A 13,596-nucleotide genomic window follows, 5' to 3' on the forward strand; every position below is an offset into this window, starting at 1 on the left:
GCCACTGAGAGCCAAATGGGCAGGGGAAGAATCAGAAAAACCGGTGTCATCGTGGCGAACCCTTTGTAGAAAGGCAAGCGTCGCGCAACCAGACCATCGCCGCACCGGACCCGCCCCGAGCTTTTTCAGGGCTGCCGGATCGCCTCAAGTTCAGCCAGGATGTCAAGCAGGGAAAGCCGCTCGTAGTTGATACTGAAGCCGGCGGCTTGAATGGACTGGCGTGTCTGGCGATTGAGGCAGCAGCCGGCGGCCAGTCGTTGCTGGAGTGGCGTGAGCGCGTCCGCCAGATACCCAAGCAGTCCGCCGGGGCGGACGTGCTCAAGCGCAACGAGGCGTCCGCCGGGCCGCAGAACGCGGCGAATTTCAGCGAGCGCCAGAGCTGGGTCCTGGACGCTACACAGCACCAGCGTGGTGACAACCGTATCGAAGTGCGCGTTTGGAAAGGGCAGCGCTTCCGCCTTGGCGCTGACGAAATCAACGGCGAGCGTGGCGGGACGGGGCTTGGTTGCCGCGATCCAGAGCATGGCCGGGTCGGGGTCGGTGAAGGTCAGGGAAGTCGCTGATTGATAGAAAGGCAAGTTCGCGCCCGTCCCGCCGCCGACTTCCAAAACCACGCCTTCCGCGCGTGGAATGAGCTGTCGCCGCCGCGCCTCGAAAAACCGCCGTTCGAGCGGTCGCATGCAGGCATCGTAGTTATCGGCAAACTTGCCCATCGCCCAGTCAATGTGTTCCGAAGAGCTGGTCAACCAGCTCGTTGAGTTCGGGAATCCCGCAGCGGCGTTTGCTGATGTCTTCGATCTGCTTGAGCTTGCGAATCATTTGCACCACGGGCGCCTGCATTTCCGGGAACTTGATGATGATGTTGAACTGCTCGCCGGGTCCAACCATGCAGGCCTTGTCATTGAGGAAGGTTGTCAGGTGGTTGAGCATGCCCTGCGCCAGGATGGCGACTTCAGCCAGGGTTTTTTGGTACTTCTTCTCAAGCCGCTGCCGCTCCGCTTCAGGGTCGTCGGTTCCTGGCGGCAGTGAAACATCCTCTGTGAACTTGCTACTGTCGAGAAGTTTGTCACTGTCGCGGGGGGCGCGGCGCAAGTCATCGAGTTGCCGTTCGGCCTCGTGCATCCGTCGTTCGTAGTCGGCGACAACGTCTTCCAACTCCTTGAGATCGCGTCGTCCTAGTTTGACCTGTAGCCGTTTGCGCAGGCTGCGGTTGTCTTGTTCAAGGCGCTCGATGCGGGTGATGAGTTCGGCTGGCGACAGGTGGGTAAGGTTGCTGGCTGGCCGGTCGGGCGTCAGGCTGCGCTCGATTTCAGCTTCCGCTTCATCGTCTGGGTCATTCCCCTGAGCGATTTGCTCGCGCCGGTACTGTGTAATGAGTTGGTCGAGCAGGATGACATCACCTTGTATGGGTCGGGTGCTCGACAGGGTGTTGCCGGATGGCGTACTTGCCGCCGTCGGTGGGGGTGGAAAACGCCGCTGAAGGTAGTTGGCTAAATCACCACCCTGCCCCACCTTGCCGAGATACGCCAAGAAGGATTGGTAGATGACCGGCGTGACCAGTGCCGACTGAAAGTAGGACTGCCACCGCTGATAGCTTTCAGTAACCTCAGGCTGCGCTAAGTAAGGGGACAGTGGGTCGGATTGTTTCAGGGTTTCCACTTGGGCCAAGTAGGCAAGCCCATCGGCCATGTACGGGAATTGCTCTTCCATCGTCTGCCGAGCTTCCTCACAAAAAGCAAGATAGAGTCGTCTAACATGACAGCCATCACAACCGCGAGGCTGGTGGGTGGCGCCGGTGAGACACCCCACTGGGTCAACAGTTCAGGCAATCTATCAGTTGTTGAGCATCCAGGTTGCCACCCGAAAGCATAACCCCAACGCGCTTTCCCTGCACTGGAACTTTGCCTGCCAGGAGCGCGGCTACTCCAACCGCGCCAGTTGGCTCAACGGCGATCTTGAGACGGGTCAACAAAAAGCTGACCGCGGCCCGGATTTCATCCTCTGAGACAAGCAAAATATCGGTCACCGTCTGCTGGATGATCGGAAACGTCAACTTTCCGGGCGCGAGGTTGCGCATGCCGTCCGCAATGGTGGCGGGTGGGGAAATCGAGATTCGTCTGCCTGCCCGAACTGATTGATAGGTGTCCTGAGCGAGTTCGGCCTCGACGCCATAAATGGCCATATCGGGAAACCAGGTTTTGGCCACGGTAGCGCATCCGCTGAGGAGTCCGCCACCGCCAACGGGAACGAGCAGCGCATCGAGCCATCCGACCTCCGCCAGGAGTTCAAGGGCGGCCGTCCCCTGGCCGGCCATGACGGCATAGTGATCGTAAGGCGGAATCACCGTGGCGCCACGTTCTTCCGCCAGGCGGTAGGCAATGGCTTCCCGGTCTTCATGTTGCCGGTCATAGTAAACGATGCGCGCGCCATAGCTTTCGGTGCCGGCAACTTTTGTTCTTGGCGCATCCGTGGGCATGACAATCGTGGCTGGCACGCCAAAGGTTTGGGCGGCCAGGGCAACCCCCTGGGCATGGTTGCCGGATGAAAAGGCCACCACGCCCCGCGCCCGCGCGCCCGATGGCAGCGTCGCCAGACAGTTCATGGCACCGCGCACCTTGAACGAGCCACCACGCTGGAAGTTTTCTGCTTTGAGAAAAACACTCGCGCCCGCGCGCGCATCGAGCGTGCGCGAGGTAAGCACTGGCGTCCGATGAACGTGGGGAGCAATCCGCGCCTGCGCCGCCGTGATATGCGCAATGGTGAAATCGTTTACATCTGCCATGACCGGCAAGTATCACACACCTTTCAAGACTTTCGCTATTTCCAGCGCCTTGTTTGGAAGTATGCTGAAAAAAGCTGGAGGGCTGCGTGAGCGTCATGGTGAATGAGTTTCCACTACAAGGAAAGCACGTGCTGATCACACGCGCGGCCCACCAGGCGGCCGCGTTTGTCACGTTACTGGAGCAGTATGGCGCCCAAGTAACCTCACTCCCCACGATTGCCATTGCCGAACCGACCAGTTGGGCGGCGCTGGATAGCGCCCTTCAGCGCCTGCGCGACCAAGCGGCGGGAACGGCACGCCACTACGACTGGCTATGTTTTACCAGTGCCAATGCCGTTGAGTTTTTCCTGAAACGCCTTCGGTCGCATGGGGCGGATGTCGGGCTACTGACCGATTTACCCGTCTGCGCAATCGGCAAGGCAACGGCCGGCGTGGCACGTGACGCCGGGCTTTCGGTGGCGCTCATCCCGGCGCAGTTCAATGCCGAGGGCGTCGTGGAAAGCTTCGTGGACTTCCACGGCGGGCAGGTGGCGGGGTTGCGGGTCTTGCTTCCACGGGCGCGGGTGGCGCGTGAGACAATCCCGGAAGCGTTCGCCGCGCTGGGCGTGAAGCTTGAGGTGGTTGAGGCCTACCAGACGGTCCGGGCCACATTTGAGCCTGAGCTGTGGGCGCGGCGCTTGGCAGCCGGTGAGTTTGATGCCGTGACGTTTGCCAGCGCTTCGGCGGTCACGCAGTTTGCCGAGGCTTTTCCTGACCACAACCTGGAAGAGCTACTGGCGCGAACCCAGGTCGCCTGCATTGGGCCTGTCACCCGCCGCGCCGCCGAGGAACTTGGCCTCACCGTTGCTGTCGAACCGACCGAGGCTACGCTGCCAGCCCTAGCCGCGGCGCTGGCAGAACACTTTCTATCTCAAGACCTCAACCCAGATACCTGAAAGGAGATGCTGCAACCATGGGCGGGCCAATGTTACTTATCGAGCAGGACCTTGAAACCGATATTCAAAATATTCCCAACTATGCCGTGCAAGTGGAAGCTTGTGTTGCCCAGCGATTGGCATCGGGCGATGTGCGTATTACGGGAACGGTGGTGAATACCGGATTGACGCGCTTGCAGACACCTTACCTATATTTTACCGTCCACGATCGATTTGGAACGCTGCTGCGGGAAGAAGTCGCCGCGGCGGGCGTCAAGGCCATCCAGGGTGGCGAGGAAATTGCCATCGAGATTCTGATTCCAGATTGCTCGACCAGTGCCGCCTGTGTCCGGGTGCTGGCCTCCATTTGAGACCTGAGGCCGGCTTCGATGGAATGAAAGCGACTGAGTTTTTACGATTGCCGCCAACCACGCCGCCAGATCGGCTCTATGTCATCACGGGCGAGGATAGCTACCTTCAGCGAGCTTGCGTGCAGGCTTTGCGGCAGCGGGTCATTCCAGAGGAAAGTCTGTGGGCCTTCAACTACTCCGAGCATGACCTGGGACAGGAGGCGCTGAGTCGTGTCCTGGCGGTTGCGCAGGAACTGCCCTTGCCCCCAACTGGGCGGTTGGTCGTTGTCCGCAACCTTGACCGGTTGGCCGATACGGACGTTGAACGACTAAAAGATTACGTCCGCCGGCCAGCCACGACAACGACCGTAGTGTTTCAAGCCCCGACCCTGGACAAGCGCCGGGCGTCCACCACGGTCTTGCTCAAGACGGCGACCCTCATCGAGTGTCAGGCGCTTGTCCCCGAAGAAGCTCGCCGGTGGGTGACGGCTTACGCGCGGGAGCGTGGTTTTGAGTTGCCGCCGATGGCGGCCAGTCACTTGATTGGCGCGGTCGGCTGTGATCTCTTGCGTTTGACCAGCGAAGTCGAAAAACTCATGAACTATGTCGGCGTGGGCGGGCGCATCGAACCAGAAGCCGTTGCGGCATTGGTGGTTCGGTCGGCGCAAGAGGATAATTTTGACCTGAGCGAGGCGCTTTGGCAGAGCGACGCCCCACGCGCCCTGCGGACGCTGCACCGGCTGCTTGACCGGGGCGCGGAACCCGTCGCATTGGTTGGATTGCTCGCCTGGCAACTTCGGCAAATGTTGACGGCGCACGAACTCATGGCCGTCAATACGCCCCGCGAGGCGCTGCTACGTGAGCTGCGCTTACCGCCCAGTCGGCTGACGGCCTTTCTGGGCGCGGTTCGCAAGCAGTCGGCGCCCCACCTGCACTGGGCGCTGATGCGCCTCCAGGCCGTGGATGATGCCATCAAGCGTGGGTATGCAACCCCACGCCTGAACCTGGAGTTCTTCCTATGTGAAGTGCTGGTCGCTAACCAGGCAGGTTATTCAGCATAACCGAACTTTTTTGGGGGAGATCTGGGCTGTAATAGTCCAGCTTGGTCTGCTATAGTCGAAGGTGCAGTCGAACGTAAGTGTCAAATCCACATCAGTAGGTAATGCCCAAGTGCCTGATACAACGGATGTGTGGGTTGTCTTGGTGACGACGGATACATTTGAGTCGGCGCGTGAACTAGCGCGCTTGGTTGTGCAGGCGCGGCATGCCGCCTGTGTCAACATTGTGCCGGGCATAACGTCGGTGTATCAGTGGGAAGGGCTCCTGCGCGAAGATGCCGAGTGCTTGCTTATTCTCAAGACGACAGCGGCACGCTATGCCGCGCTGGAGGCGGCAATCCGGGCGCACCATCCGTACACCACGCCGGAGATTCTTGCCTTGGGCAGCCGCGAGGTTTCACCGGCCTATGCGGCTTGGGTTCATCAGGCCTGTGGCACGGAAGTGACCACGTGAGGTTACGCTTGAGGTTAACATGAGCAAGTACCCGCCCGCTTCGCTGCCGCCATCGTGGACTACATCACCGCTTCTGGGAAGTACTGTGACAAGAGGAACTAACATGCCAACAAATCTGGCTGACATCAAAGAAGTCATGGTGGATGTCGAACTGCTGACCAAGTATCGCATGTTCGACCGCGCGCTTTCCCTACTGGAGACGGCGATTGGCGTGTCACCCAAAAATCTTGAGCTGCGTGAACGCGCCTGTAGCATCGCTATCGAACAGGGCTGGCGGCAGAAAGCCATCGAGCATTTGCTTTCGCTCTCGAGCCTGTATATCGAGGCCGGCAAGCTGGAGCAGGCCAATTCCGCACTACTCAATGCCAAGCGCCTCAATCCGCAGCTTTCGATTACTTCGCGGCTCAATGCGCTCAAGGACATCGAGCGCCACCCACGTCAGCTTGGCAACCCACAACCAGCGCCGCAAAATTTGGCGGCCTCTAGTTACTATGGTTCCCGCAGCCGGGCATTGCTGACTGGCGATCTAAGCTGTTTCAGCTTGTTTGATATTATCCAAGTGATTGAAAATAGCCGGATTACTGGTTTTATCTCGATCCAGTCACCGGGACTGCTCGGGAAGCTCTACTTCAACGACGGCCTCATCGCTGACGCCTCGACCGACGTCCTGCGCGGGATTCCAGCCCTCAAAAAATTTGCTGAACTCACGACTGGCTATTTCGAGGTTGAAAAATCAGCCGTTGAATACAAGCAAAATATCCAGACCACGAGTAACACCAGCTTAATTCTTGATATTTTGCGGGAGCTGGACGAAGAGCGCTCTGGGGGAGCTGCGCCAATCGAAGTCAGCCTTGACGATGCAAGTGGCGCCGGAACGCATATCCACTGAACCGCTGGCGCTCACAACCACACGGTTCCCCTGGCCATCTGTCATTGTGTTAAGGAATCTGTCATTGTGTTAAGGAACTTGACACTGTCAAGTCCGCGCTGTCTAGCGCGTTGATAGTGGGCGGTTTCAGCGGCTTGGATTTTTCCTTGGTAACACTTTGTTTTATAAGCTGTTACGCTTTTCGGACGCGCGCCGCGAGCGCGTCGCCGGGCTGACCAGTGCTTGGCACGCTAGTTGCATCTAACTGATTGAACAGTCATTCATTCTTTGGTTTTGAGAGGCGGCAATGATGCGCAGCTTACGATTCGGGTGGCTCGGTTTGGCGGCTCTGTGGTTAGGCCTGTGGTTTGGGTGCGGCGCGAGCGCGTCGGCCCAGACGACGCTCGTCTTTGTTCACGGAAAGTCTGATGGCGTTTCGACGGATAGCCGCGCCAAGGTCATCAACAACTACTGGACACCGGACATGATTCGGGCGGCGACGCGCAACTATACCGTCCCGTATGAGGTTGTGTTCTATGACGGACGAAAGCACTACTGGGATTGTGCCGTGGATGTGTCCGCGCAGATCAACCAGTTCATCACGAACGGGCGCCGCAATCTCGTCTTTGTCACCCACAGTATGGGGGGGGTCGTCATGCGGTTCATCCTGTGCAACGCCGATCCGTCCGACCCGTTCTACAACTACCGGGGCGCGAATTTTAATCGTATCCAAGCCAATACGCGGCATGTTCTGTCGTATGCGCCGCCGAACGCCGGTTCAGAAGCGGCTGACTTGGCCGGCTCGTTGAGTGGGTCCTGGCTTACGGCCTGGCTGGTGAGCCTAATTGACAACAATGCGCCCTCGACCCAGGCATTGACGACGGCACATTTTCGGACGGCAAATGCCAACTGGATGCGTGACAACTTGCGCAGCAAGTCCATTTTCACGGTTGCTGGGACCGGGCTGTGGAATGACTTCTGCACGGAGTGCGTCGGGTTAGCCACCCTCTCTGGGTTGGCCGGCTTGCCAGGTGAAGATGATGGCATGGTGGCGGAATACAGTGCCCACCACACGAAGGCGCCGGGTGGACGGTGGTACAACACCGTCGCCAACCATCACTACAATCGCCGCAACAGCTACCGCAAGTTGGGTGATGACATTGCCCAGTACGGCTACTAACCGGGATGGCCACGAACAAGGAGACTACCACCATGATCCTCAAGACACGTAGTTTGGTTCTCGGCCTCGTCGCCGCCGGAGTGTTGGGAAGCGCGGCCTTGTACGGTTCGCTGCCAGCCAGGAGCCAGGGCGCAGTGGATAACCCGATTCCGGTGTCGGCGCTGACAACCACGACCTTGGATAGCGTTTCGACCGACTGTGGCGTGCTGACGAAAGCCGACTTGGCGCTATCCAGCTCGCTTGAAGAAACCTTCTCCTCCCGCTACGTGATAGAGGGAGCAACCGGTGACGTGTTGTTGCCGGTGACGGGTGAAAAGGCCTGCATCGGCGTTTTTGTGGATGACGAAACGGCCAAAGCGACGCTCCTGACGCCAAATGGTGGGCGCGTCCCAACCCAGGATGTCCCGCGTGACACTGATTTGGGGACGGCCCTTTCACGCCAGACTGAAGCCGTGGATGGCAAGGTGGAAGCGACACCCCGTGACTTCGTCAGTCAGCCGGGCTACTATCGTCTGCGAATCGAGGAAACTGCTGGGGCGCGGCGCAAACGTGAAGGCATGTCCGGCGCGCCGCGGGCAACGGTCGTGGTCAACGACAATGCTCGCCTCATCCTGCGCACTTGGCTCACCGATAACCTCATAGATGCGCGCCAAACGACTGAAATTCACGCCCAAGTGCTTGACGGTGAACAGCCGGTTGAAAAGGTGAAAGCAACGGCGCGCATCTATCATGAGAATGGAACGCTGGTGCTGACACGCGAGATGACGGCGCTTGGCAGTGGCGATTTCGGGCTGAAGATTCGTCCGACGCAGCTTGGTCGGTTTGGCAAGGTCATCATTGATGCCGAGGGGGTCACGGCGGGCGGGTTGGCGTTCAAGCGGACTGGCTTGCTCGAAATTGCGAGTGGCGTGGCCGGTGGGCGCTTGATGCGCATTGTAGGCGAGCGTATGACGGAGCAGGGACTAGAACTGGACATGGAATATATCGTCACGCGGTCAGGGCGTTTTCATGCCCGCGCCAACTTGGTGACGGTAGATGGGGACCCGGTGGCCTGGGCGCAGGCCGCTGCCGAGGCTGCCGTTGGACGCCATGTGCTGACCTTGCGTTTTGACCGGCGATTGCTTCCTGCCGGGAAGCTCGTGCTGCGTGATGTTGAACTCACGGATGTGACTGAGTTTCCTGGCGTGAAGAGTCCGACAAGAATTGGAACTTATGCCATCGAGCGAGCGTTGCAGTAAGTGGGATTTCTCCTGAAAAGCCGTTTTGCTTTGGGCGCGTCGTCTTGGCGACGCGCCTTTTTTTCGTTGGTTTGCCGCTATTTCGTTGCCTTCCCACGAAGCGCCCCAACGTGCACGGCGCCGACATTGGACTGGAGGGGCGGCACGCCACAGGCAGAACGCCTGCGACCCTGGGACTTTTCAGGCCCTTTCAAAATGCCGTCCGTCTTGAGCGGCGCAGGATGACGACAACCTCGCGCCCCCCAAAGGCAGTTTCCGCGACGGCCATGACGACAAATTGAAACCCTTCGCGTCCAGCCGCCGAGAGTTCTTTTTGCATCGTCGAGGTCCTCGACGTAGCCAGAAGCTTGTACTCAACCGGAACGATCCGGTCTGATTTCGGGCGTTCCAGGATCACGACGAGTTCCCGTCCACCAAAGACCGTTTCAAAAATCGTCTTGCCACGAACTTCAAAGCCGCTGTTCCCGGCTTGCTGTAGCTCTCGCTGCATGGTGGACGTCTTGTTTGTCGCGAGCAGCTTGTATTCGTATTCCATGTCAAGTGGCTCAGTGCGCGACATCACAACGACCGACTCGTTGCCTCCAAAAGCGGTTTCCCCTCCCATGACGCCCTCAAAGCGAAACCCTTCCTGGGCGGCTTGATTCATTTCGCGTTCCATCGTTGAGGTTTTTGATGTCGCCAGCAAACGGTACTCAAGCGACCGGCTCGAAGAAGGCAAATCATCAAAGCGTCTCCGCTCCTGGGCTGAAGCGGGCTGCCATGCGGCTGCGGCAAGCAAAAACCAAAGGAAAGCCAAGTGCCGTCTGAATCTCATGATAGTCGTTCCTAGAACATGGTATTCACAAGCTGTGCTCGAACTGGATGCCACAACCATACGTGATGGTTGCGCGCCAGTCCAACGCCAGAGCGGAGCCGGGCAAGGGGACTACTTTTCGCCGTGGAGGGCTTGCGCCGCCTGCTTCAGCGCGGCCACTACTTGCGTGGTGGCATGGACGATGTCCTCGGCGTCGTCCCGTTCCAGCGCGTAGCGGATACCGGAAAACACCTCCGCGCCATAGCCTGTAAAAACGCCTGGCGCATAGATGACGTGGCGGGCGTCAAGGCGTTTCGGCAAGCCATCTGGCGTCAGAAGAAAACCCTCGAACTGCCGGCGCTGCCGATTGCGCGCTGCCAGTGTGGCTTTGGTGTCCGCCTCGGTCTCAAAAGCTTCAGCCGCCGTTGCCAAGTCACGGGCCGCATCGAGCAGCGCCGCCGCATCGAGCTTCGGATGCTCCTGGGCCAGCGCTTGGGCGAGTCGCTCGATCTCACGGGCGTAATCCAGCAGGTTGAGTTCGATGCGCGCCGATTCCGAGAGCCGAAAAGCCAGCAGGGCCCACCCGCGCGCCATGGCGGTGTGACGGGTAAAGAGCGGATCGCCGAACTTTTCCATCCAGCGGAAACTGTCGTAGGTCGAGTGATAGACCCCATAGCTCCCGGTTGACGCCATATCCAGGCAAGCAATGCCCGCCAACTGGAGAAACGGCGCGTAGTCTGAACCGCTCCCCAATTTGCCAAAGCGAACTTCGGTGGCGTTTTTATCTTGGGCGCGCCAATTGTCATACAAGCTGCGCGTGCCGCTCGAATCAGGCGTGTCCCGCAGTACCGACTTCGCAATCTCCCACAGGCTCGGCACGGCGCTGGCGCGGAAGTTATCGCCGCTGACAGCGCTATCCACGTTGAGGTAGCAAACTGCTTTTTCGCGCAGCTCACCCAGGTGTTCCTCGACCCATTCCGTCGAACCAATCAATCCATACTCTTCGGCGTCCCAGCTACAGAGCTTGATGGTGCGTTGGGGTTGCCAGCCGGTTTTTCGCAGTTCGCCAAAGGCGCGCGCGACTTCGAGCATGGCCGTTGTGCCGCTCGATGGGTCCACGGCGCCATACACCCAGGCGTCGCGATGGTTGCCAAGCAGGATCCATTCGTCAGGCAGGACGTGACCCGGCAGCGTGCCGATGACATTCCAGATGGTGCGTTGGCGGTAGTCCATTTCCAGCACCATCCGCGCGCGCGTTGCGCCATCGCCAATCCGGTACTCAATCGGCAATCCCCCAATCCATTCCTTGGGCGCTACCGGACCCTGCAGGCTTTCCAGAATTGGCAGGGCGTCACGGTAAGAAAGCGGCTGGATGGGAATTTGGGGGAGTCCGGCCGCCTTGGGTGATAGACGTGGCACGCCTTTTTTGGACGGACGCCCCGGCGTCAGCGGGTCGCCCGGCGATTGGGTAAACGCCCGGTAACTGCCGCGCTGAACACAGTTGTCCGTCCGCCACGGTCCGTCAGGATAGGTTTTGCCCTGCACGTAGCCATCATCTTTTGGGTCGGAATAAACCAGCAGTCCCGCCGCGCCGCGCGCCTGGGCGACCTGCGCCTTGACGCCCCGGTAGCACTCGCCGTAGCGCACCAGCACGATCTTGCCCCGTACGCTGACGCCAAGCTGATCAAGCACGGCATAGTCGCGGGGCAAGCCGTAGTTGGCATACACCACCGGCGCTTCCACCTTGGCCGAGGGCGACCAGGCCGCAAACGTCGGCACCGCAAGCGGGGAAGCCGAGTCGGGATCGTCAGGCAGCGTCGGCTCGGTGAGGCGACAGCGATACTTGGTCGGCGCGGTCATTTCGACCCGCCGTGACTTGGGACGCGGCAAGTAAACGTCATACTCAACCAACTCGGACTGGAAACCGGCTTTGGCCAGTTCGTCACGCACATAAAGCGCCGTGGCATAATCCTCCGGCGTGCCGGCCAGGTGTGGTTTGGCCGTGAGCGCGCGGAGCGTCTGGCGCGCGCGCGCCGAATCGGGAACGGACAAGAGCTGGCTTTCGAGCGGCGAAAGTGAGGCAGCCGGGAAGCGCGTGGGCGTGGCGACCCCAGCCGCCGGGAAGAACCTTCCGCTCCCAAGCAGGGCCACGCAACCAAGGGCAATGGTGAACAGGCGAGTCACAGGGCGATGCAGCATAGTCACTGGTCAACTGGGGCTCCGTGAGCGCGAACGAATGGCGCGCACAGCCGGTTAGATGTCATGATTTCAACTGGCAATGCCTAGCGGCGACGTGGTGTGGTTTCCGCGCTGACGGTGCCACGTTGGGTGAGTTCTTCAAAGAGGGCAAAGAGCTTGGGGTCGCGGCGGGCGAGGTCGGCGCGGGTATGTCCGGCCGTTGGACTCGCCGGCCGCCGCTTGACCGTAGAGACATAGGCTTCGTAGCCCTGCGCAAAGTACTCAAACTTGTCAGAGGCCGCGTAGTAGTCCAGCGCGCGACCTTCACGAACGGCAGCATCATAAAGCTTTTCGATCCGGTCAAGCGTCGCGGTGTCGAGGGCGCAGCTATGAATCTGGTGGGCAAACTCATGCGCCAGCGTATTGAAGCCACCGTGTTCGACGGCCCGCAAGGTCTCGATGCCGGAAACCGTCACGACGCCGCCAACGCCGCGCAGGCTGCCATAGTACCGACCGTCGAAAGTTGCGCGTTCGGCTAGCGGCGCGCAGCCCGGCAGGTCGCCAAGTTGCCGGTCGAGGGGAAGTATCCAGTGCTTGGCCCCGCATCGTTGAAGCTTTGGCAGTAAATGCGCCAGCGGAGCAACTGTCCCCAGGACGATCTGCTTTTGGCGCGGCGTGAGCGTTTCAATGTTGGGAAAAACGGTCTCGATGTCCGCAATCGTCGTTGGCGCGCCGTGAAAGTCAACATCGGGAATGCGCGCGCCAAGTTCACGCGCCGCCATCTCGTGCCGCGCCAGGTTGACGAGGCTCAACTGTAAGTGGGGAAGCGGGTGATGCGGGTCAAGCGCGAGCGCCCGCCGGGCCAGGGCCTCCGCGCGCTCGATGTCTTCCCGCTCAATGGCCAGCGCGGCGCGACTGAGCAGGGCGGCAAAGAAATCCGGGTAGTGGGTGAGGGCTTGGTCAAGGTATCGGGTCGCGGCGGCTATGTCATGTTGCTGGCGGGCGGCTTGCGCGGCCGCGTAGGCCACCCGCGCTTCCGCCGGTGGGACTGGGTGTGCCTTCTGGCTGCGGATGTACTGTGAGTACGTCCGGCGAACACGGATGTTATTGGGTTGGCGTTCCAAGATGCGTTCGGCCAGTTGGCGAACGTCTTGCGGCTTGCGCTCCATGACGCGAACGGCGCACAACGCAGCCAGAGCTTCCGGGTGTTCAGGCGCAAGGGCCACCGCCTGCTCGGCATGATGGCGAGCTTCTGACACCTGATTGCGCTCGATAAAGAGTCGCGCCCCAACGACGTGTACTCCGGCCGTGTTGGGATACCGCGTTAGCAGTGTTTTTAGTTGCTGTTCACAGTCGTCGAGTCGCCCCTGCGCAAGCGCCACCGTGGCAAGTCCGGTCAGTCCCCGTGGGTCGTCTGGAAAACGGCGCGCCAGGGTTTGAAAGTAGTCGGCAGCCGGCTCAAGGCACTCGGCTGTCAGGTAAATGAGTCCAAGTTCGGCGAGGGCATCTGCCTGAGTCTCCGAAGTGCCGAGCTGAATCGCCTGTTCGGCATAACGCGCGGCAATCAGATAGGCTTGGGTATTACGGGCAGCTTGTGCGGCTGCCAGCATCTCGGCGACGCTCGACGGCTCGCTTGCCCGGACGGTAGGCGCGGCTAGCTGGACCCCCAGCAAATAGATACCCGCCAGCCACCACACCCAAAGTGGAAGCCAGTCGGGACGCCACCTGCGGACTTGACGAACCACAAGCCTCAAGACGAGTTCCTCACGCTGCTTGGAACG

At 60.1% G+C, this 13,596-nt stretch carries 13 protein-coding genes; 7 read left to right on the plus strand and 6 right to left on the minus strand.

Annotated features, from left to right (window positions below; all coding sequences use genetic code 11):
- Positions 1-125 precede the first annotated feature (125 nt).
- The 3 genes from J8C06_RS05290 to J8C06_RS05300 form a co-directional block, all read right to left on the minus strand.
- Complete coding sequence (locus J8C06_RS05290) at positions 126-746, minus strand: class I SAM-dependent methyltransferase (protein WP_211429733.1); 621 nt, start codon at positions 744-746, stop codon at positions 126-128.
- Positions 721-1,710, minus strand: coding sequence for a hypothetical protein (locus tag J8C06_RS05295; protein WP_211429734.1), 990 nt, complete (start codon positions 1,708-1,710; stop codon positions 721-723). Before J8C06_RS05295 ends, J8C06_RS05290 begins: the two co-directional genes overlap by 26 nt.
- 103 nt (positions 1,711-1,813) lie before the next feature.
- Positions 1,814-2,782, minus strand: coding sequence for a pyridoxal-phosphate dependent enzyme (locus J8C06_RS05300; RefSeq protein WP_211429735.1), 969 nt, complete (start codon positions 2,780-2,782; stop codon positions 1,814-1,816).
- Between the two features lie 128 nt (positions 2,783-2,910).
- Here J8C06_RS05300 and J8C06_RS05305 point away from each other — a divergent pair, with 128 nt between their 5' ends.
- The 7 genes from J8C06_RS05305 (at position 2,911) to J8C06_RS05335 (ending at position 8,844) form a co-directional block, all read left to right on the plus strand.
- Positions 2,911-3,717 (plus strand): uroporphyrinogen-III synthase, encoded by an 807-nt coding sequence (locus J8C06_RS05305; RefSeq protein WP_211429736.1) that lies wholly within the window; start codon positions 2,911-2,913, stop codon positions 3,715-3,717.
- 17 nt (positions 3,718-3,734) lie between these two features.
- Complete coding sequence (locus J8C06_RS05310; protein ID WP_211429737.1) at positions 3,735-4,067, plus strand: FxLYD domain-containing protein; 333 nt, start codon at positions 3,735-3,737, stop codon at positions 4,065-4,067.
- Between the two features lie 23 nt (positions 4,068-4,090).
- Complete coding sequence (holA, locus tag J8C06_RS05315; RefSeq protein WP_211429738.1) at positions 4,091-5,107, plus strand: DNA polymerase III subunit delta; 1,017 nt, start codon at positions 4,091-4,093, stop codon at positions 5,105-5,107.
- Between the two features lie 109 nt (positions 5,108-5,216).
- Entirely contained in the window at positions 5,217-5,558 is a 342-nt protein-coding gene (gene cutA, locus J8C06_RS05320) for a divalent-cation tolerance protein CutA (protein ID WP_246602092.1), read from the plus strand.
- A 103-nt stretch (positions 5,559-5,661) separates the two neighbouring features.
- Positions 5,662-6,447 (plus strand): DUF4388 domain-containing protein, encoded by a 786-nt coding sequence (locus J8C06_RS05325; RefSeq protein ID WP_211429739.1) that lies wholly within the window; start codon positions 5,662-5,664, stop codon positions 6,445-6,447.
- A gap of 286 nt (positions 6,448-6,733) precedes the next feature.
- On the plus strand, positions 6,734-7,606 hold the full coding sequence (locus J8C06_RS05330; protein WP_211429740.1) for a lipase family protein: 873 nt from the start codon (positions 6,734-6,736) through the stop codon (positions 7,604-7,606).
- A gap of 32 nt (positions 7,607-7,638) precedes the next feature.
- Positions 7,639-8,844 (plus strand): hypothetical protein, encoded by a 1,206-nt coding sequence (locus tag J8C06_RS05335; protein ID WP_211429741.1) that lies wholly within the window; start codon positions 7,639-7,641, stop codon positions 8,842-8,844.
- Positions 8,845-9,034: 190 nt separating this feature from the next.
- Here J8C06_RS05335 and J8C06_RS05340 read toward each other — a convergent pair whose 3' ends face one another.
- The 3 genes from J8C06_RS05340 to J8C06_RS05350 form a co-directional block, all read right to left on the minus strand.
- Positions 9,035-9,658 (minus strand): hypothetical protein, encoded by a 624-nt coding sequence (locus J8C06_RS05340; protein WP_211429742.1) that lies wholly within the window; start codon positions 9,656-9,658, stop codon positions 9,035-9,037.
- 111 nt (positions 9,659-9,769) lie between these two features.
- Entirely contained in the window at positions 9,770-11,836 is a 2,067-nt protein-coding gene (locus J8C06_RS05345; RefSeq protein ID WP_211429743.1) for a M28 family metallopeptidase, read from the minus strand.
- Positions 11,837-11,919: 83 nt separating this feature from the next.
- Positions 11,920-13,560 (minus strand): tetratricopeptide repeat protein, encoded by a 1,641-nt coding sequence (locus J8C06_RS05350; RefSeq protein ID WP_246602100.1) that lies wholly within the window; start codon positions 13,558-13,560, stop codon positions 11,920-11,922.
- Positions 13,561-13,596: the final 36 nt, after the last annotated feature.

The sequence above is a fragment of the Chloracidobacterium validum genome, from assembly GCF_018304825.1.
GTDB lineage: Bacteria > Acidobacteriota > Blastocatellia > Chloracidobacteriales > Chloracidobacteriaceae > Chloracidobacterium > Chloracidobacterium validum.

Bases quoted from the DNA above. Each gene is read 5' to 3' on its own strand.
- J8C06_RS05295 (WP_211429734.1), bottom strand. From the start codon at position 1,710: ATGGAAGAGCAATTCCCGTACATGGCCGATGGGCTTGCCTACTTGGCC.
- J8C06_RS05300 (WP_211429735.1), bottom strand. From the start codon at position 2,782: ATGGCAGATGTAAACGATTTCACCATTGCGCATATCACGGCGGCGCAG.
- J8C06_RS05310 (WP_211429737.1), top strand. From the start codon at position 3,735: ATGGGCGGGCCAATGTTACTTATCGAGCAGGACCTTGAAACCGATATT.
- holA (WP_211429738.1), top strand. From the start codon at position 4,091: ATGAAAGCGACTGAGTTTTTACGATTGCCGCCAACCACGCCGCCAGAT.
- J8C06_RS05325 (WP_211429739.1), top strand. From the start codon at position 5,662: ATGCCAACAAATCTGGCTGACATCAAAGAAGTCATGGTGGATGTCGAA.
- J8C06_RS05330 (WP_211429740.1), top strand. From the start codon at position 6,734: ATGATGCGCAGCTTACGATTCGGGTGGCTCGGTTTGGCGGCTCTGTGG.
- J8C06_RS05335 (WP_211429741.1), top strand. From the start codon at position 7,639: ATGATCCTCAAGACACGTAGTTTGGTTCTCGGCCTCGTCGCCGCCGGA.
- J8C06_RS05340 (WP_211429742.1), bottom strand. From the start codon at position 9,658: ATGAGATTCAGACGGCACTTGGCTTTCCTTTGGTTTTTGCTTGCCGCA.
- J8C06_RS05345 (WP_211429743.1), bottom strand. From the start codon at position 11,836: ATGCTGCATCGCCCTGTGACTCGCCTGTTCACCATTGCCCTTGGTTGC.